The organism is Vibrio sp. 99-70-13A1 (genome assembly GCF_013114625.1).
Taxonomy (GTDB): domain Bacteria; phylum Pseudomonadota; class Gammaproteobacteria; order Enterobacterales; family Vibrionaceae; genus Vibrio.
In genome coordinates, this window is the sequence record NZ_VTXD01000003.1 from 1 (window position 1) to 17961 (window position 17961).

Genomic DNA, 17961 nt, shown 5'->3' on the forward strand with positions numbered 1-17961 from the left:
GAATTACAAAAAGCGAAATGATGATACAGGTTGATATTACGACAAACTAGTTCATGCATGCTTTTATCAGCCTATTTTTCATTGGTCTAACAAACTTTGGGGCAGATCTGAGCTAGCTGGCACTTTTTGAGAAAAATGCCACGAGTAAAACGTCAGGTCTATGAAGCCTCTGGACAATTCTGAGTCAGTTAGTTTACTAATTTAGCTTGTTTCGGATAACTTTTAGTACTCCAAAGCACAAACAGCTATCGCTTCTCACGATGGCTGATATGCACGAAATGGACAAAACCAAGCAATCTCTATCTATGGCATTGGATTCGCTTTATGCAGAATGTTTCGCTGAACATGCAAAATGGAACTAGACCCGAAAACGCCCTAGATATTCAGCCCTAGAGATATTAAGTCTTTTTCACATTGGCCTATATCTTCAAATTGAATTGCATGCATACCAACAGACTTTGCTCCTTCCACGTTGTAAAGCATGTCATCAATAAACACGGTCTCTGAAGCTATAAGTTCGTACTTATTGAGTAACAAGTGATAAATTTCTGGTTGAGGTTTCAGCATGCCCACTTCCGCCGATACTATCGCTCCATCAAATAGCGGCCAAAATGAGTAGGTTGACTTTAAGTAGGCTACTATTTCGTGAACGTTATCCGTTAGTGCATAGACACCATAACCTGCACTCTTAATGCGTTGAATGAGAGCAATGGAACCAACTATTAGACGTTGAGTCTGCTTTACATAATAAAACAGCTCTTCACACTCCTGCTCTGAGAACCCGAGAATCTGCTGATACTGAGTTTTGGCTTCTGTTTCTGATATGAGTCCTTTGTTCAAATCTATCCACGTCTGGGATTGGAAGGTTGCTTTGGCAAGTTGTTGATGATCTTCACTCTCCACAAAAGTGAGTCGAGTAATTTCTAAAGGATCCCAACGAACAATCACGTTGCCAACGTCGAAAACAATGTTCCTTACTTTTGGTTGAGCCATAGTTTTATACCTGAATGAATTGGTCGTTTAGACATGCTGATACATCAAAGTAATCCCTTGCTGATGTAACTCCATTTATAGTGGGTTGTGTGGGAGCAACAGCGGTAATATTAACAACATCACACCCAGCGCTTAGGGCGGATTGGATACCTGCTAGAGCATCTTCAAAAACAAGACAATGCTCAGGGAGCACTTTTAGTTTTTCGGCCGCTAGCATGTAACCTTCTGGGTCAGGCTTTCCTTTTTGTACATCCTCTACGGTAACCAATATTTGAGGGACTGGAATTGAGGCAGCCATCAATCGTTGAACGGCCAATTCTCTTGGTGCAGACGTATATATTGCCCAGTCGTGATCGTTTAACTTGTTCAGGAAAGCAATCGCTCCGCGTATAGGTTTTACAGAATCGACATTGTCCAATTCTATTGCTTCCAGCTTAGCAACTTCTTGTTTGATATTAAGGTGGGGCATCAGCTCTTTGATGACGTCGTCCGCTGGGCGACCATGAGATATGGCTAAAATGCGATCGACATTGATGTTATGTTCTAGCGCCCATAGACTCCATGCTTTTACGACAGCGTCCTTTGAATCGACAAGTGTTCCATCCATATCAAAGATGAATTTTGCATAGTTCTTCATTCTTTCAACCTCTTTAAGTTGTTGTTAGTTTTGTTTTTGAGGTTAGCTAAGCTCTTGGGACTATTATTCGGTATATTTCGCGCTTTTAGTCGCACTATTTGGACATTAAGTGATACTATTTCGACAATATTTAAAGGCAGTATTTATTGGATCTAGGCAGAATGAGACCTATACCGACGAAAAGCTTGATACGTCCAGGCTACTCTTGGAGACATCATTTAGATGACTCTCCCTTAGAGTTATTGAAAGCTCATTTTCACAGTGAGTTTGAATTTCTGTTGCTGGATCACTACCAAGGCGTAATCAGGATTGGAAGTGTTGATATAGATGTCACTTCGTGTTCTTTGTTCTTGATTCCTCCAGAATTACCCCATGATTTAAGAGGCTTAGTAGCAAATAGTAAAAAGCTTCCCCCCGAGAGGTACAGTCTATGGGTTGATAAAGAATGGGTGTCGAATATGTTGATGCACTGTAAGGAAATGAGAAAGCTATCCAGCATACTTGGTGATGGCTTATCCATTCAATTTTCCCGTTCAACGGCTGTCGAAGTGAAAACAGTCATCAACCAGATTGATTATAAAACCTCAAGCCTAGAGCAGCTATCGGTGCTTTTTCGTGTTTTTTCAGTGGTAACTCAAGACAAGAATCCCGTGACTTTAGGCTCTTCTGAACATGTTAAATTTGAGTCTGAAAAAGATAGAATAGAAGCACTATCTGAATATTTGAATCAGCACTATGCCCAAGATATTTCGTTGCATGATTTGTCTCAGCATATTTTTTGTTGTGAGCGAACGGTAAATCGTATTTTTATTCGTCATTTTGGCGAAACATTTAGTCAAAGGCTGAAAAAAATACGATTGAGCCATGCTGCTAGGTTGTTAGAAACGTCTAGCCTGAAAGTCAGTCATATATGCCAAATGGTTGGATACAATAATCCTTCAAATTTTAATCGGTTATTCAAGAGCTACAAAGGAATAACACCTAGGGAGTACCGAGATAAATTTTCTAGTAAATAGCAGATAGAACTATGTATTCAGATAGTTGTTCACCAGTTAACACAAGTGAGTAGCTCACTCGTTTGTTCATTAACGCCTTATCACGCCCAAAGAAATTGCATAACAATGCAAGCGGAAGTTGTCGGATAGAAGTGTCGATTTTGCACATAAATGAGAGATGCTGAGAACCGTTGTTCCGCACTCAGTCATAACTACAAGTATCGGAAATTCAGCAGCGTGATCCATTGGTTAGTCATTGCACTAAGGCGGAATGGAGCATTTCTGAGTTACGATGATCTACCCCGCCAGCACAGATTTGAACATAAATGAGTTTCAAAAATCCTAACATTAACGATTCATGGGTAACTTCTTATGAGTCAAATAATTCCAATTAATACGCCGTCGTACAGTGCACACTTTGCCTGGTTGCGTTGAGTTTGTATGCTGTAAGTATGAATTTAAAGTCTCTTATTTATAGAAATTTTAACAATGGAGTATCGCAAAATGAATAGCTAGACGAATCAAGTCGCAGCGTTTTATACATAAGTAGGACTGTATTGCTATACTTATTTCATCAAGTCGAGCTAGGTGTGACTTATATGAATGTTATTCGAAAATGTCTGACTGCTATTTTGCTTTTACCTGGTTTGGTGTTCGCTAAAACACTTATTATTGCAGTAGAAGACTACCCACCACATACATCTAGTACGAACAAAGATCACAGAAGACTACAACAGCCAGTGACTCAGATTTTTGAAGAGCTGGGTTATGAAGTGAAATATGAATATACGTCATGGGCTCGCGCGATAAAAGGAGTAAAATCAGGGAAGTTTGACATTACATTCCCTTGGTTTGAAAGCAAAAATAGAAGAAAAAACTTTATCCTCACCAATCCACTGATGACCCAAAAGGTTGTATTTTTTCACCGCGCAGATACTAACTTTGACTGGGATATACCTAGCGATCTAAGAAAGTATTCATTAGGCACTGTCGTAGATTATACAGCGAGAGAAGTGTTGATTGACTTAGGTCTAACTCCATTAACAGGAAACACAGACACATATGTTTTTCGCCTGTTATACAAAGGGAGAATTGATGCATACCCCGCGACAATCGAAACGGCAATTATAAGAATCAATCAAATATTCGATTCAGAGCAAGCAAAAGAGTTTACTTTCCATGATAAGGCGTTGTTTGAAAATGATATGTATCTTTTATTCAATAAAGAAAGGTTTGAAGGCTCTCCATTACCTCAAGATTTTAATCAATTGTGGTTAGAACACATTGAAAAACATCCCACTCCTGATGGTTACAAGTAAATCAACTTTAGGAGGATGAGCAAAGAAATAGCAGTAATTACATGGTATGGGGGATTACAATCCCAACTATTTTGATGGTATAAGCCCCCAAAGAGCTGCCACTATCAAAACTCTTCAGGGGACAATCATTGTTTTCTACTACAAAGAATCAGCCAGAGACTCAAACGCAGCCATACGCTGTTTATTCGTTTCTCGTGATGCGTTTGAAGCACTATCTGCGGAGGAGAAAGCAGCAATGACAAGTTCTTTCTCTTGATTGATATACAATATTTGTCCAAATACACCACGGAAAGTGGCGACATTATTTACCGAGTCATGCACCCACAAGAAGTTTTTGTAACCTTCTAAATTAGAATCGAATGCACTTGAAGAATCGTCCTTATATATGCTTCCCTTAGTATGCTTTCTTTCTTCATCGGTAAGCGAAAAAGAGTCCTTTACCCACGCCTGTGAAAACACCTGCTCTCCGTTATATTTGCCATCATTTTCCATAGCTAAACCAACACGTGCAAAGTCACGTAATGTGGTATTGAAGCCGCCAGTCGCAATTGGCTGGTATGTCATATCTGCCATAAAGAATGCATCATGTTCAACACCAAGTTTGCTCCAAATATTGTCCGAAATGAATTTATCTAATGGCTGCCCTGACACGCGAGATATTATCCACCCAATCACATCTACGTTTGGGCTGTGGTATTCAAAATTTACGTTTGGCTCAAGATCTTCGTTCGCTTCGAACATAGAAGCAAAGCTCAATAGCCCTCTAGGTTCATCTGTTTTCGTTGGGTCTAAAGCCATAAGATCATAGGCTGGAATGAACCCAAGACGCCTAAAGTATTCGTAATGGACGTCATTAGGATTCATATTTACATAATCTTCTGAATAATTTAGCCCTGTGGTCATATTAAGTAGAGTACGAACCGTTTGATCTCCAAAATGGGTACCCTTGAGCTCTTCAATGTAACGACTTACCAACTCATTTGGGTCAACCTTGCCTTGTTCTACTAGTAACCCCAAAGCCTGACCAACTAGTGACTTTGTGCTTGAAGCCCACAGATGGTGAGTTTTTTCAGAAAAATCACCAAAATAAGCCTCATGAACGACCTCTCCTTTGTGCAAAATTATGTAGCCATCTGTACGGTCTTCAATCATGGCTGCTTGGAAATTAATTTTCTTACCACCGTACTCAAATTCATGAGCGGAATACGTAGGTTTTAAATTCACTGGTAATGCATTTATGTCACCACTACGCGAAACCATTAAGCTTGGATGAATCCCCATATTAGAGAAAGCCCAAGTATTAAACGGCACCTGTGTGTAATTACTTAAAGTCACTTGTTCCGTTGCCTTTGCTGGAACTGTCGACATAACAACCGTATTTTCGTTTGCCTTTGCAAGGCTAGAGCTCATGGCTAGCGCTATCAATAGAGAGGTTTGTTTTTTCATTATTCATCACCATAAACATTTACCAATAAGATGAATCAATAATAAACTGGCAATCCCGTACTAATAAATCCATTATGTACGTATAACGCGCACATCCAATGATGTTTATGATAACGCTAGAACAAATAACATGCTTTACCGCGGTGTATGAAAAGCAAAGCTATAGCTCAGCGAGTAAAGACTTAAACAAGGCCCGCTCAACGGTTCGAGAGCGTATTAATGCTATCGAAGATACAATGAATGCAGTTCTATTTAATATTGAAGGGAAGAAGGCAGTACCTACACCAATTGCTGATGGCTTATATCCAAGAGCTAAACTGCTTGCACGACAGTCACTAGAGTTTCAAAACATCGCCCTATCTGCTTATCAAGGTGAATTAAATGAACTTAATATTCAGCACGACACCACAATCTCACCAAAGCTGTTGATTGCAATCGAGAAAGGCATCAATCCGTTAAACAAAAAAATAAAAATTAACTGGCTTCAGCGAGCGCGCGCAGCAAGCCTGAAAAACATAGAGGAAGGAGAAGCTCTGGTTTCGATCATGACGGGGCTAGGAAAACTTCACCCTAACTCAGCGGTAGGTACTATCAACCTTGGGATTGAGCAACTTGGCGTTTATACCTCATCAAACAACATGTGTAATAACCCCACGACTGTTAATGAACTGCGTACATTACCTCAACTCATATTAGAAGAAGATTTCAATAACAACCTTCGCCACATTGAAGGCGCAAGTGACTATGAAATAATCACTAGTATCCCTCTCTTACTAGAAAAACTTACCTACCATGGATGGGCATTGCTCCCCAATAGTATTGCACACTCGTATATAAAACTCGGTTTAATAAAGAAGCTCGATGTCGTTGAGGTACCCAATACACTATCAAAAGAAATCGTTGCGTTTTATAACCTATCCAGTGAAGCCTCACCAGAACAGCACTCATTAATAATGCGTATTAGTAAGATCGTTCGAGAGCACCTTGAACATAAATAAGGAATAGTTTTAGTTGTTCAAATGTTTGGCTTTGCTTTAAAAAAAGAGAGCAATCGCTCTCTTTTTAGTACTACGAATAATAAAGGAGGGGCTTATTTAATGTATTTGTATCACCTTAAAGAGAGCGACACATTTACGACATGAAATTGGAGAGAGTGATGAGCGCAACTGGTTCTATGTTATTAATCCATGGAGATACGCTGGTTCTGAACCGAAAACTTTTCATCGCTAACCTTTAGAAATGTATTGGACATTTTCCCGGACTGCTCGTTCTCACTGAATGATAATTCTGCCTTTCCATCGTGCGATTCAGTTGCAGCTTTAAAGTTATCCCCCAGCTTAGATACCGAGTAAAAGTTATACAAACTTTCAAGATCATTTTCATTATCGAAGAACTTAACTAGGTAAGAGTGTCCATTTTGATTACTGTATTCAAATTCAACGTTGACCGTACCAATTTTATTTATATCTGAAGCAATGAATGGATTATAAGAAGCAATATTAATTTCACCTTGTGTAAAAGTCTGCTTATCACTCCAATCATCCGCCATTACCAAAGATTCTACTTGCTCAAAAATCGTCGCTTTTAAATCTAAAAACTCGTCATTTGGATTAGTACAAAGTCTTAAGGTTGGTTGCCCTGCATTTCTATTACAATTGGCGGATTCATCCATTTCATTACCATTAGAGCAAGTTGCATCTTGCTGGATGATTTTGTCTAAAGTGATATAACAGACTAAATGCTTACTTTTGTTTTGCAGATCATTTTCATGACGAATCACAAATTGCTCAAGCTCTTGAATACTAAAATATGGCGAATCTAAATACTTTGCATTGAATAGGCTATTTTTTACATCCTGCGTAATCACGATAGAGCGTCTGACTACATGCTCAATGCTATCGTGAAGCTGCTCACCATGTCGTGTTTTTACCGATCCAAGTGCATCAGATAGTGGTTTGAATGTCTCATCCCCCTGCCAGTCATAAGAAAAAGTACTCGATAAGGGCTTATCACTTGAAACTGTAGGGGTTGTTGGAGTAGTTGGAGTAGTTGGCTTCTTCGGGGAAGTCACTGCTGACTTTTTTGACGAGTCAGAATTACAACCAAGCAAAACAACCGTCAATAAAGCAGGCACTATTAGTTTGTTCATCATTAGTCCAGATCCACAGTTTCAAAAATATAGTCGCCATCGACTTCCGTAATGTTTTCTAAAAGAATTAAAACACCATCTTCAAACGTGAAGGCTTTTTGGTGCATTCCATAGTTGTATACATATGAAACAGTTCCATCAATATCAATGACCGTAGAAGCTTCCCCTAAATTTTCAACGAGCTGCACAGGTGTTGTTTCACCTTCTTTTAAAAAGCCGAAGTCATGACTTTTCATGCAGCCTGCAAGGGAAGCGATAAAAAACACAGTTATAATTAAACGTTTCATTCGAACCCTTTATTTTTTCAACGAGTTAATGCTCATATTGAGCAAGACTAAGTAATCATTAAACTCTTGATGGTAATCATTACCTGTAATGCACTTTTCATGTTTAAAGCGATATAAGGCTTGATCCATAAGAATAGTTTTATCCCGCTTGGTTAGCTCTCCATCCGACTGTGCTATTTTATTCATGAGATCAAACTCATTAAGGTTCAATGACTTTGTCTGTGCAAGTAATGATTCTGAACGTAAAATTAACTGCTCTACCGATTCAGAGTCGAATTTTTCATAATGACCACAAAGTACAACTCTATTTTCATTATTAACCGTTAAGCCCTTATGAACTTGGCTGGATAAATACATTTCATAAACATCATTTTTAAATAAAAACGCACCTGTCGTCAGAATGAAAATAGAAGCTAATATTCGAATAATGGTCTTATTCATTAACCACACCTTAATTATTAATAAATACTATGAATTCTTAGAGCTAATTTTATCAAGGAAGTTTTATTGGCTATGTAAGTGAATGTAAGGGTTAATATTCATTGAATACCCACTAATATAAACTTCATAAATATAATGTTTTCACCTAATAAAAAGCCGCACATGACGTGCGGCTTGGTGTCTATTTTTCGATAGTGAAAGGTTGGATGGTAACCTCTACACGGCGGTTCCTTTGCCTGCCTTCTTTTGTCTCGTTAGAGTCAATAGGGCGAGTTTCCCCACGCCCATGGAATTCCACTCGGCTAGCATTCACACCTCTTGATATGAAGTAATCAGCGATAGATTCCGCTCGTTTTTCTGATAAACGCTTATTCAGTGTTTCTGAGCCCGTTGAGTCTGTGTGACCAACAATCACCACACTAGATTCTTCATACTTTAATAACGTTTCTAGCGTCTCATCAAACTTATATAGGCTTGAATGTTTTAGCCTGTCGCTTCCTGGTTCAAAAATCGCCACCCCTTTTTGGGAATCAAAGGTAATGGTCTTTTTCTTTGGTAGAACAGGTGCTGATTGTGGTGCAGGCTGAGGGGCTGCAACTGGTGTTGGCTCTATTGCAGGCTCATTCCAAATATCACCTAGGCTCGCCTCTACTTTTAGCTTTGTTATTTCAGCTCTTAAACGATCAATCTCAAGGTTGTACAAGCGGTTACAGTTAATTCGTTCGCGCTTTTCACCAATTGGAATAACCATTTGCACGTATGCGCCAACTTCGTTTTTATCTTGGATGTTGTTGTAGTATCCATTTTGACTTTTATCGTATTTCTGATCTGTTTGTGAGCCAACTAAACCGGTTTGTACATAGGTTGCACTTGCAATAGTAGATTCACAAGTAACGCCATCGGCTGTCGTTACACGATCGTAACCGCTTGGTACACTGGCAGATGGAATAGACACAGCTGCAGCTTTAAACGTTGCGAATGTGACTACTGAGATGATTGCGGATAATACACTTTTACTTCTGAACATATCTTACTTTTAACCTTGTCTGTTGGCTTTGGCACTGAAACAGTGCAAACAGTAAATTTATATAACTGGTTAGGCTGAACTCTTGGCAACCTAACGCTAATATTCTTAAATTGTTCTGTACTTAAATGAATTTTTTGACCTGTTAAAACACCATTAATTTCAACATTAAAAGACTGTTTAATTTCTCTAATGTTTCCCACTGTAATTTTTATTCGTGGTTGTCCATCTGTAGACAGTTCTTTAATTTCTAACGGGTGTTGTACATGAGAGAATACAGAAAAGCTCATCATGGCAATGAATATAAGTATTAAACTCCGCATCTTATTGTGGTCACCATTTTGTATTCTCCTGCCATTAATTCTGAACGATTAAGATTAATAATTGGTGCTATCCTAATTCCAGGTCGGTAAAATTCGCTTTGAATTAATATGCTTTGGTTCTTACCGGTTTTATTATCAGAAAAACCAAAGTTCAATATTTTGTAATCTTCAAAGTAAGACTCGAAATACTTAGAACGGTTATTAAATTCATGTTCAAAAGATAAGGTTACTGGGTTTTGTTTCGTCGCCATTGCGCCAACATTAAAACCCGCATAAGTCGATAATGTCGGTTTTTTATCGTTAAAGATAAAGCCTCCAGAGCTGTCATCTACCTTAATGAAGCAGTAACTTTCTTTTAATAATGGATTGAACGTGACTTCAAGCTCTCTCTTAAGCTCACCATTAATTAAAATACTCGCTCTTTGTTCATCTCCTCCCAAGTAATCGTCATCATCAGCATAGGTCGCCATCATACTGAACGATTCAATCCAGCGTTTTGAATCATTCGCGTGTGGAACAAACTCAAAATTATAGCCGTTAGAACTGGCTTTCTCAGGAGGCTGAAGCCCTTGATTGATATAGATTGAAGTGAAAAACTCATCATCGGTTCGGTTTAACTTAACATTGCCCTTAAACCGAATGTAATTTCCATCTTTATCCTTTGGAGGCGTTATCGTCCAGTAAGCCCCGAGTTCACGCAGGTATCTTTTATCCTTAACGATTGGAGCCGAAGGTGAATAACACACTCGCGTTGGATATTGTTTACCATCTATCGCGTTTTTTATTGATAAGTTCTTACACGACTGCTGATTTGAGCTTGTGATATAAGTCGCACTCGCAAACGTTGGTAATAAACAGATAGACCATAGGCATAATAGAAGTCGTTTCCTCATCCTTCTTTTGCCTGTATCAATTTAGTTTTTGGGAAATAAACTTTTACTGGAGTACACATTCTTGTTCTTGGAATCCCCGCTTTCGGGCTTCGCGCAATAGTGCAGACTTCTAATGAAACTTTTTTATCTGGCTCGATATTCGGCAATCTTATATAAGCTTTTTTCTGCTCTCGCGCTTGTAGCTTGACGGTTTGCCCTGTCATGATTCCATTCACTTCAATGTCATAAGTGTATGGAGTGCTATTTAAATTGCCGAATTGAATTTGAATGGTTGGTCGTTGGCTGTATACGATCTCTTTAATTTCATCTTGATTTTGCGAATGTGACATTACATTGAAAGAGGTTGCCGCCATTACAGCGGCTATCATCACTAATTTTTTCATTTCTAATTACATGAGATTAAATCATCCTTCTTGCTTTTCGCTTTTGCCTTATCCGTGTTGATGGTGTAAATCGCATTTCCGTTTTTGTCGTTTTTATAAAACTCCAAACGGCTATCGTTAACATCAACTTTTTTAATCCAGCAAATTCTTGGTACTTTTTCAGAAAAAACCAGTGTTGTACTGTAAGAACCAAAAGAGAAAAACAACAAAAACAATGTCGTGATTAATTTAATAGCCATACCTATCCCTTGCATTACTTGTCGATATACAAGTAATGCAACAGCATGGCTCTATATTCCAACGCTATTGGCGGGCTTTATGATCTGCATTCACAAATATCAATCACCCGGTCAAAGCACTGGCGTGTCAACTTTTTGGTTATGCTTTACAGTCAATAGTTAGGACACTTTCTACAGTGTACGAACCTTCTTTGATCTCTGTAGAGTCTAGCTCTGTCACTGCAATTGCTTTAAGCGAAGAACCAATTGCAAACTCTGTAGCCGTATTCTCAGCAAGTACTTTTAGGTAGTCCGCATCACGCTCATTCGCACCAATCCATAGCCCAGCTTTAGCTTCAGAACCATCGATTTTCTTCACATCATTCTTAACCGTATTTACCGTGATGTTTGCTTTAGTCTTGCTTCCGTTTGATGCTAGTTGAAAGTCTACAAATGTTTCACCATTCGCATCTTCATCATTAAATTTAATCGAACCCTCATGGTAAGCATTACCATTCGTGCGGATACCACAAACCTCAGCCACATTCTCTTTAAATGTCATAGTTGCACTCGGTTGAGCGTTAACTGCTGTATGAGGGTTTTGCGAAGCTGCAATTGCTGTGAATGAAGCCGATGCGATTACTAGAGCTAAAATTGTCTTTTTCATGTGATGAATTCTCTTACCAGTCAAAATATTTCGCCTAAAAATTGGCGCGTCAAATTATGGTCGAATTAAAACATTTATATGACTCAAATCACACATTGAGAATGTAATTGCTTGTAAGGCACCCAGCCCTTTGTAAGCCACAATGACCAAAGAACGCTTACATTAGTAAAATTTTTGATTGGAGAAGGTAACATTGAAGGGTTAAATAACAGCGAGAGAACGCTTTCAAACAGAACTGTCATTTCGTTGGCAGGCTTTAGAGAGCCGCTTTAATGACGTTAGTGATGTATTTCATACTAATCAATGTACAAACCTAAAAAAAAAGAACCGCTGCCGGTTCTTTTTATTATTCAGACTTAATCACTTTCTTTTTCTATACAGCCCAAGTCCAAACAAACCAAGAACGAATAAGAATCCAATAGAGCCTCCTGAAGAGCCGCCGCTATTTAAAGCAGGAGCAGGTTGAGGTTCAAGTGTTGGAGCAGGATCTGGCGTTTGTTCAGGCTCTGGAGTCGGAACTGGGCCTGGTGTTGGCACAGGCTCAGGAGTCGGAACTGGATCCGGCGTTGGTTCGGGCTCTGGAGTTGGAACCGGATCTGGTGTTGGTTCAGGCTCTGGAGTTGGAACTGGATCTGGCGCTTGATCACCCACAGAATGATAATTGCTGGTGTCTAAGCTCTGATCATAAACGAGAGGGCTACCAGGGTTATAACCTTCATTATTGATGACGTCATTAATCCAATCTTGATAATGAATCAGTTCAGTAAAATTAGAATGTACGCTACTACCGCTATTTACAATCCCAACCTGAACCTGCTGCCCGTTTGAATGGTTGTAATATAGAGGACCACCCGAATCACCCTGTCCTGTAACGCCATAGTCACCGCGATTATAGTCAGGGTGGATAGTGCATATTAACTTATCTATGTGCGCATAGCCTGAGACGTAGCATGTGTCATCCCCTAGCAGTTTGGTTTGACCATATTGCAGCACTCCGGGGATATAGGTGACAAAACCATTGTCTTCTCTCGCATAACCTAACCCAACCATATCTAGCATGGTATCCGGCACATCGTATTCCTTATCAAAAGGCAATGTAATGGATTCAACATTATCAATAGGGTTAATCGGTGTTTGTAATTCTATAATTGCGATGTCGTAAATTCTTTCATCAGCAAGCGTAAAGCCGAGTGCTTGATGTTTAAACTTAAAGCTTGGGTGAGCGTAAAAGTTTTTAACGGCTTTTAACTCAGATTGGGTCACATCCCTCGTTGGGTTTTTCACTAGAATCTTAAGGCTATGCTTATCGATTGGTGAATAAACGGCAGCTTTTTGGATTCCCGAAGAAGTATTACCCGGCACATTATAAACAGGAGCAGAGGTTTGATAATAAAGACAATGCGCAGCCGTTAAAATAAGCGTATCACTAAGAATAGAGCCACCGCAGAACTGACTACTTGCTTGACCTTGTTCCAAACGTAATTGCGCGTAACTTTTGAACTTACTTACGTCTGCATCATCACCACCAATGACATAGGCTTCTGGAATAGCCTGACCAGCAGCTATACCAGCGCTGAAGCACATCGTCGTTAGCAGCATCGGAATAGTATTTATCTTTTTCATATGCCCTCTCCCTGATAATTTTATAAAACTGGAGGTTAACATAAAAGCAACAAGCCAAAAGAACAAAAAAACCAATTAGGACAACAAGTTAAACGCTATCGTTCTAAATTTTTAATGTAATAAGAAAGAAAACCTTACAGGGCGGGGTTCGCTTAGTAAGCACATAAATGCTTATTCAATTCGTATTATTCCTGATTTCGGTTTACAAAATCAAAGCAGTCAACTGAATCAAAGATGAAGTCGATATATAGCTGGCGCTTACCAATTGATTCCAGATAAGTTAGTTTTATGGACAACACATTCCTGAGCTTGATTAAACAGCATGAAATCGACCAGTTCGCTCTGTAAAGCATGAGTAAAGCTATCTTGCTTGCTGGCTCCCCACTTAGCAAAACCACCTTCCATCACCAAATTATGAATATTCAGCACTGCTATTTTTCGGTCCACTTTGCAGTCCATTCTACCAACGAGCTCACCCTGCCATAAAATTGGCAGACAAAAATAGCCAAATTGTCGCTTGGCTTCTGGCACATAGCATTCAAGCAAATAATCGTAGCCAAACAATGCCTGCATGCGCTTTCTTTGAATCAATAAATTATCAAAGGGAGACAGAATTTTTAGCTTGCTTCTCGCTAGCGGCTGGTTTAACAAATCTAACGATTCCGACAAGGCAAAGTATGTAAAACCATTGACCGAGATCTGTAGCACACTTCCCTCTTCCAGCATTTCAGACAACACTTTCACTACGAGTGGCTTGGTATTTTTCAATAGATAGGACATTTCTGCAGCGTGACCAAGCCCATTAGCTTTCAAATACTGAATGATTAAATAGCGAGCATATTCTTCTGCAGTTGGTATGGAAATATCAACATCTACAGGAACGACTCGCTCTGTTAAGTCATACACCTTATGAAAGTTTGAACGTGAAGAAACCATTAAGTCACCCTGCATGAACAAGGTTTCTAATGCTTGTTTCGCCGGTTTTCCGCCCCACCCTCCTTTGTGTTTTCTTTCGCCCTCAAAATCTTTAGCCATTAATGGACCTTCGCTTTCGATTCGTTGAATAACACTTTTCATCAGATCATGATTGGGCTTATACCAATGGCTTAACGCACCAGTTTTAAAGGCGTTCTTTCGGTACAAACTGAAACGGTAATCCCGCATAGGTAAGTAAGCGGCAGCGTGCGACCAATACTCAAAGACTTTTCTACCTTCTACCAATTCATCAAGGTGACTAAGTTTATAACGCGGGTTTCGATTCCACAGCGTGTGGTGGTGGGCTCTTTGAATAACAGAGATGGTGTCTATTTGAATGTAACCAAGCTGTTCTATCGCAGTGAGAGTATGTGAAACAGCACTTCCTTGCGCTTTCTTTTTAGGTGGTAAACCTTGTGAAATCAGGACTAACTTTTTAGCTTGGGAAGGAGATAAAGCATCCATTTTCATACTCTCTTGAATCGGTTCGAAGCCAATTAACATACGCGATTTCATTCACTTTCACAAAATCAGCACGGTTTAGAAAACGGAAAAAGTAAAGAACCACAATCAGTTAAGCGTTATCATTTAAAAATTCTTATGTAACCGTTATGATAAGCACCAATATCGTCTTGGTGAATAATGAAATGGTAAAAGTAACAGCAGCAAAAGCGGAACTGACCCGTCAAAGAATTATAGATGCGGCATTTAAAATAACGTTAAGCGAAGGTTTTGAAGCGGCGACTTTTACTCGTATATCTCAAGTGGCAAAACTTTCTCGAAGTGGTATTAACACACACTATGCAAGAAAGTCTGACATCGCCAAGGTACTTGCGCCTCTTTATGTTTCTATTATCCAAAAGCCTTTAGATAACAGCTCTACAGAAGCTTTCTATAAATCATGGGTGGATGCTTTTGAGAATAATCCGACCTTTAAAGCCGCGGTGGTAACAGCAGGACCAATCATCCCAAAGTTAACGGGTGTGAAAGGTTTATTTGACTTAATCCAAGGTGACCCAGACCAAATACAGATGTGCGTTTATGCTTGTGTTGGCTACTCGGTTATTAACGCGTAACTTCAAAACACTTTTATCCTGTGAAGCCTTTTACTTCTAGATTCAGCTTCTTTACTAATATGATTACGGTCTATCTACAAAATGAGCCGTAGAATGAGTAATAGAAAAAGGAGCAAGCTCAACAAGCTTCGAATCAATTCAGTGTATGCCATAAGCCTCATTATTTATTGTTGGAATAAGAGTGAGTCAGTGCATTTCTAATGCATCTAGATTGCCGCGATTACAGGTGCGCCAACCCTTATTGCGGATTTAGTCCTTTTACTTTCGACAATAGACCTCCATTGAAGGTGATCCTTTGAGGCTTACCAGTAAGCTAAATCCGTAACTCATCGTAAACAGCTCAATCAACCAAACTATATTTAATTTAGGCTGGGCATTGTACATATTAAGGATATCATCCACAAAAGTATTTATGCATTCGATCTATATTGAAAATAAAGCATCGTATTAGGTTGAATTTACCTATTGAACAAGGCTATAAATAGCGCGCGAAAGTCAGAGGACTTAATAAGAACAAAACCAGAGGATCTCAAATGAAAACGATGACTTGTAAACAATTGGGTGGTGCGTGTGATGAAGCATTCACAGCAGCAACATTTGAAGAGATTGTTGAGCTAAGTAAGACACACGGAATGGCAATGTTCCAACAGCAAGATGCGACTCATATGGCAGCGATGATGGAAGTACAAAAGATGCTTCAAGATCCTGCAGCAATGATGCAGTGGTTTGCGACTAAGAAACAAGAATTCGACAACCAAGCCGAAGACTAGAAGCTTCTGTTGCTTTCTATTGCGCAGGTAACTAAGTAATAAAAGTCACTCAATTAAGCTGGATTATCGAGGCTTAATTATCGAAGCTAAGTGAACAAAGCTAAGCCGTAAAAAGTTCACTGATGAATATCAAAAAGCCAGCGAATCTCAGTATGTACTGTGGTCCGCTGGCTTTTTTATGTGAGTGCTTGTTATGACTTCAGTAACTCACGGAGAATAGTCAATACACCTGAATCTTTATTGCTTGGAGCCATGAAACGCGCGGTTTCTTTTACTGTTTCATGGGCATTTTCCATTGCGTAAGAATGGTAGCTCTCTTTTAGCATTTCTAAATCGTTTAGATAGTCACCAAAGCTCATGGTTTGTTCATGAGTAAAAGCTAAGGTTTGCTGTAAGTGCTTCAAAGCCGCACCTTTAGATGCTTGAGCATTCATCACATCCAACCAAATCTTAGCACTCACCACCACTTGATAATCAGCCCCAAACTTGGCTTCAATTGTTGGGTTTACATGTTCTTGTGAACCATCAAAATGACAGATTGCCACCTTGATAAAATCATCTTCAACCGCTAATAAATCAGCAACTTGCTCGCAGCGATGATAATACTTAGAGAACTCTTTTAGTGCGTCTTGATTCTTCGTTTCAACATAAGCCGAACGCTTACCGCACAAGACAATATGTGCACCTTCAATCTGCCTTGCTTCTTCAATAATGTTCACAATTGATGCTTTATCAAGTGTACAACTGTAGAGTTCTTTCCCTTGGTACATCACTAATGTGCCGTTTTCAGCAATGAACATCATGCGATCTTTTAACGGTGCGAACGTTTCAATTAAGCTGTAATACTGACGACCAGAAGCCGCCGCAAACATAATCTTTTTTTCTTCTAATTGCTGGTACACATCGAAAAATGCTGGGTCTAATTGGCTATGTTCATTCAGTAATGTGCCATCCATATCTGCGGCAATGAATTTGATTGATTGTTGTGGCATCTGTAGGGCTTACCTTAAAAATATTGGTGCATCAAAGTACACTTAAAAAATGGAATACCACCATTACGATGAGAGCAGCATTCAAATATTACTGTGCGAAGATTTATCACTTAACGCTTTTTGATACAAGGGATGAACAATTCTGGCTTGTAAGATAATCAAGCGTGTACCAGCGCTTGAACAGACTGACGATACTGATTTTGGTCTGTCATGCTAACTCCAAACTCGCTTCTTACAATCATGCCTTCAATGAAAGTCATAAGGATTTCAGTCTTCATCATCATTTGAGCCGCGTTCAAATTATCATTCAATTCTAGGCAGCCAATGACCGACTCTTTGAGCCACGCTTTATGCTGATAAGACAACATCGCAATAGTCTCTTCAGTTTCTTTGAATTCAGCTAAAGCATGCATGAACATACAGCCTTTAAAATCTGGCTGTTCAAACCAATCGAAATGCCAATCTAGCAAGGCGTTCAAACGATCCATTACTGATGAATGACCATCTACCCTGCTCGCTAAACTCGATTCAAATCGTTGATGCCTTCTGGCTAAAACCGCTTCGATCAGCTTAGTTTTCGAACCAAAGTGGCGATACATCGACGTCTTCGAAACTTCTGCTGAATCTCTAATCATATCGACTCCAACTGCAGTATATCCGAACTGATTAAACAAGCTTTCTGCAACATCAAGAATATGTTCTTTCTTACTCATTCACTTTCCACGAATAAATGGGGTTGCACGGAGTGTA

General features: G+C 39.3%; 20 protein-coding genes. 5 read left to right on the plus strand and 15 right to left on the minus strand.

Annotated features, from left to right (window positions below):
* Window positions 1-375 precede the first annotated feature (375 nt).
* Window positions 376-993, minus strand: a complete 618-nt coding sequence (locus F0226_RS03385; RefSeq protein WP_029827040.1) for an HAD family phosphatase — start codon at window positions 991-993, stop codon at window positions 376-378.
* 4 nt (window positions 994-997) lie between these two features.
* Complete coding sequence (locus tag F0226_RS03390; RefSeq protein ID WP_171734324.1) at window positions 998-1630, minus strand: HAD-IA family hydrolase; 633 nt, start codon at window positions 1628-1630, stop codon at window positions 998-1000.
* 146 nt (window positions 1631-1776) lie between these two features.
* On the opposite strand from F0226_RS03390, the gene F0226_RS03395 reads away from it, so the two are divergent.
* Together F0226_RS03395 and F0226_RS03400 are read left to right on the plus strand one after the other, a co-directional pair.
* On the plus strand, window positions 1777-2646 hold the full coding sequence (locus tag F0226_RS03395; protein ID WP_171734325.1) for an AraC family transcriptional regulator: 870 nt from the start codon (window positions 1777-1779) through the stop codon (window positions 2644-2646).
* A gap of 578 nt (window positions 2647-3224) precedes the next feature.
* Window positions 3225-3944 (plus strand): transporter substrate-binding domain-containing protein, encoded by a 720-nt coding sequence (locus F0226_RS03400; RefSeq protein ID WP_171734326.1) that lies wholly within the window; start codon window positions 3225-3227, stop codon window positions 3942-3944.
* 138 nt (window positions 3945-4082) lie between these two features.
* Here F0226_RS03400 and F0226_RS03405 read toward each other — a convergent pair whose 3' ends face one another.
* Window positions 4083-5390: a serine hydrolase gene (locus F0226_RS03405; RefSeq protein ID WP_171734327.1), complete on the minus strand. Its 1308-nt coding sequence runs from the start codon at window positions 5388-5390 to the stop codon at window positions 4083-4085.
* A 98-nt stretch (window positions 5391-5488) separates the two neighbouring features.
* Here F0226_RS03405 and F0226_RS03410 point away from each other — a divergent pair, with 98 nt between their 5' ends.
* Window positions 5489-6388, plus strand: a complete 900-nt coding sequence (locus F0226_RS03410; protein ID WP_171734328.1) for a LysR family transcriptional regulator — start codon at window positions 5489-5491, stop codon at window positions 6386-6388.
* A gap of 182 nt (window positions 6389-6570) precedes the next feature.
* Here F0226_RS03410 and F0226_RS03415 read toward each other — a convergent pair whose 3' ends face one another.
* From F0226_RS03415 to F0226_RS03460, 10 genes are all read right to left on the minus strand, one after another.
* Window positions 6571-7542: a hypothetical protein gene (locus tag F0226_RS03415; protein WP_171734329.1), complete on the minus strand. Its 972-nt coding sequence runs from the start codon at window positions 7540-7542 to the stop codon at window positions 6571-6573.
* Window positions 7542-7826 carry a hypothetical protein gene (locus tag F0226_RS03420; protein WP_171734330.1) on the minus strand — a complete coding sequence of 95 codons (285 nt, stop codon included), beginning with the start codon at window positions 7824-7826 and terminating at the stop codon, window positions 7542-7544. The genes F0226_RS03415 and F0226_RS03420 overlap by 1 nt, the downstream gene beginning before the upstream one ends.
* A gap of 9 nt (window positions 7827-7835) precedes the next feature.
* Window positions 7836-8267, minus strand: a complete 432-nt coding sequence (locus F0226_RS03425; protein WP_171734331.1) for a hypothetical protein — start codon at window positions 8265-8267, stop codon at window positions 7836-7838.
* 181 nt (window positions 8268-8448) lie between these two features.
* Entirely contained in the window at window positions 8449-9294 is an 846-nt protein-coding gene (locus tag F0226_RS03430) for an OmpA family protein (RefSeq protein ID WP_171734332.1), read from the minus strand.
* Between the two features lie 307 nt (window positions 9295-9601).
* A complete protein-coding gene (locus tag F0226_RS03435; protein ID WP_171734333.1) occupies window positions 9602-10507 on the minus strand; it encodes a hypothetical protein in 906 nt (301 codons plus the stop codon).
* A complete protein-coding gene (locus F0226_RS03440; protein WP_171734334.1) occupies window positions 10504-10890 on the minus strand; it encodes a hypothetical protein in 387 nt (128 codons plus the stop codon). The genes F0226_RS03435 and F0226_RS03440 overlap by 4 nt, the downstream gene beginning before the upstream one ends.
* Before the next feature lie 2 nt (window positions 10891-10892).
* Window positions 10893-11129, minus strand: coding sequence for a hypothetical protein (locus tag F0226_RS03445; protein WP_171734335.1), 237 nt, complete (start codon window positions 11127-11129; stop codon window positions 10893-10895).
* Window positions 11130-11268: 139 nt separating this feature from the next.
* Window positions 11269-11775, minus strand: coding sequence for a hypothetical protein (locus F0226_RS03450; RefSeq protein WP_171734336.1), 507 nt, complete (start codon window positions 11773-11775; stop codon window positions 11269-11271).
* A gap of 360 nt (window positions 11776-12135) precedes the next feature.
* On the minus strand, window positions 12136-13398 hold the full coding sequence (locus F0226_RS03455) for a trypsin-like serine protease (protein ID WP_171734337.1): 1263 nt from the start codon (window positions 13396-13398) through the stop codon (window positions 12136-12138).
* Window positions 13399-13656: 258 nt separating this feature from the next.
* On the minus strand, window positions 13657-14838 hold the full coding sequence (locus F0226_RS03460) for a crosslink repair DNA glycosylase YcaQ family protein (protein WP_171734553.1): 1182 nt from the start codon (window positions 14836-14838) through the stop codon (window positions 13657-13659).
* A gap of 146 nt (window positions 14839-14984) precedes the next feature.
* Between F0226_RS03460 and F0226_RS03465 the strand changes: the two genes are divergently transcribed.
* Both F0226_RS03465 and F0226_RS03470 read left to right on the plus strand, forming a co-directional pair.
* On the plus strand, window positions 14985-15449 hold the full coding sequence (locus tag F0226_RS03465; RefSeq protein ID WP_253820747.1) for a TetR/AcrR family transcriptional regulator: 465 nt from the start codon (window positions 14985-14987) through the stop codon (window positions 15447-15449).
* A 533-nt stretch (window positions 15450-15982) separates the two neighbouring features.
* Entirely contained in the window at window positions 15983-16219 is a 237-nt protein-coding gene (locus F0226_RS03470; RefSeq protein WP_171734338.1) for a DUF1059 domain-containing protein, read from the plus strand.
* 191 nt (window positions 16220-16410) lie between these two features.
* On the opposite strand, the gene F0226_RS03475 is transcribed toward F0226_RS03470, so the two are convergent.
* Window positions 16411-17211: a Cof-type HAD-IIB family hydrolase gene (locus F0226_RS03475; protein WP_171734339.1), complete on the minus strand. Its 801-nt coding sequence runs from the start codon at window positions 17209-17211 to the stop codon at window positions 16411-16413.
* A gap of 158 nt (window positions 17212-17369) precedes the next feature.
* Window positions 17370-17924: a TetR/AcrR family transcriptional regulator gene (locus tag F0226_RS03480; protein WP_171734340.1), complete on the minus strand. Its 555-nt coding sequence runs from the start codon at window positions 17922-17924 to the stop codon at window positions 17370-17372.
* Between the last annotated feature and the right edge of the window lie 37 nt (window positions 17925-17961).

What these genes read in the sequence shown, in the direction of transcription:
- F0226_RS03460 (WP_171734553.1), bottom strand. Translation starts at nt 14,838, where the DNA reads ATGGATGCTTTATCTCCTTCCCAAGCTAAAAAGTTAGTCCTGATTTCA.
- F0226_RS03475 (WP_171734339.1), bottom strand. Translation starts at nt 17,211, where the DNA reads ATGCCACAACAATCAATCAAATTCATTGCCGCAGATATGGATGGCACA.
- F0226_RS03440 (WP_171734334.1), bottom strand. Translation starts at nt 10,890, where the DNA reads ATGAAAAAATTAGTGATGATAGCCGCTGTAATGGCGGCAACCTCTTTC.
- F0226_RS03390 (WP_171734324.1), bottom strand. Translation starts at nt 1,630, where the DNA reads ATGAAGAACTATGCAAAATTCATCTTTGATATGGATGGAACACTTGTC.
- F0226_RS03465 (WP_253820747.1), top strand. Translation starts at nt 14,985, where the DNA reads ATGATAAGCACCAATATCGTCTTGGTGAATAATGAAATGGTAAAAGTA.
- F0226_RS03445 (WP_171734335.1), bottom strand. Translation starts at nt 11,129, where the DNA reads ATGGCTATTAAATTAATCACGACATTGTTTTTGTTGTTTTTCTCTTTT.
- F0226_RS03410 (WP_171734328.1), top strand. Translation starts at nt 5,489, where the DNA reads ATGATGTTTATGATAACGCTAGAACAAATAACATGCTTTACCGCGGTG.
- F0226_RS03470 (WP_171734338.1), top strand. Translation starts at nt 15,983, where the DNA reads ATGAAAACGATGACTTGTAAACAATTGGGTGGTGCGTGTGATGAAGCA.
- F0226_RS03385 (WP_029827040.1), bottom strand. Translation starts at nt 993, where the DNA reads ATGGCTCAACCAAAAGTAAGGAACATTGTTTTCGACGTTGGCAACGTG.
- F0226_RS03430 (WP_171734332.1), bottom strand. Translation starts at nt 9,294, where the DNA reads ATGTTCAGAAGTAAAAGTGTATTATCCGCAATCATCTCAGTAGTCACA.
- F0226_RS03415 (WP_171734329.1), bottom strand. Translation starts at nt 7,542, where the DNA reads ATGATGAACAAACTAATAGTGCCTGCTTTATTGACGGTTGTTTTGCTT.
- F0226_RS03400 (WP_171734326.1), top strand. Translation starts at nt 3,225, where the DNA reads ATGAATGTTATTCGAAAATGTCTGACTGCTATTTTGCTTTTACCTGGT.
- F0226_RS03435 (WP_171734333.1), bottom strand. Translation starts at nt 10,507, where the DNA reads ATGAGGAAACGACTTCTATTATGCCTATGGTCTATCTGTTTATTACCA.
- F0226_RS03425 (WP_171734331.1), bottom strand. Translation starts at nt 8,267, where the DNA reads ATGAATAAGACCATTATTCGAATATTAGCTTCTATTTTCATTCTGACG.
- F0226_RS03420 (WP_171734330.1), bottom strand. Translation starts at nt 7,826, where the DNA reads ATGAAACGTTTAATTATAACTGTGTTTTTTATCGCTTCCCTTGCAGGC.
- F0226_RS03480 (WP_171734340.1), bottom strand. Translation starts at nt 17,924, where the DNA reads ATGAGTAAGAAAGAACATATTCTTGATGTTGCAGAAAGCTTGTTTAAT.
- F0226_RS03405 (WP_171734327.1), bottom strand. Translation starts at nt 5,390, where the DNA reads ATGAAAAAACAAACCTCTCTATTGATAGCGCTAGCCATGAGCTCTAGC.
- F0226_RS03455 (WP_171734337.1), bottom strand. Translation starts at nt 13,398, where the DNA reads ATGAAAAAGATAAATACTATTCCGATGCTGCTAACGACGATGTGCTTC.
- F0226_RS03450 (WP_171734336.1), bottom strand. Translation starts at nt 11,775, where the DNA reads ATGAAAAAGACAATTTTAGCTCTAGTAATCGCATCGGCTTCATTCACA.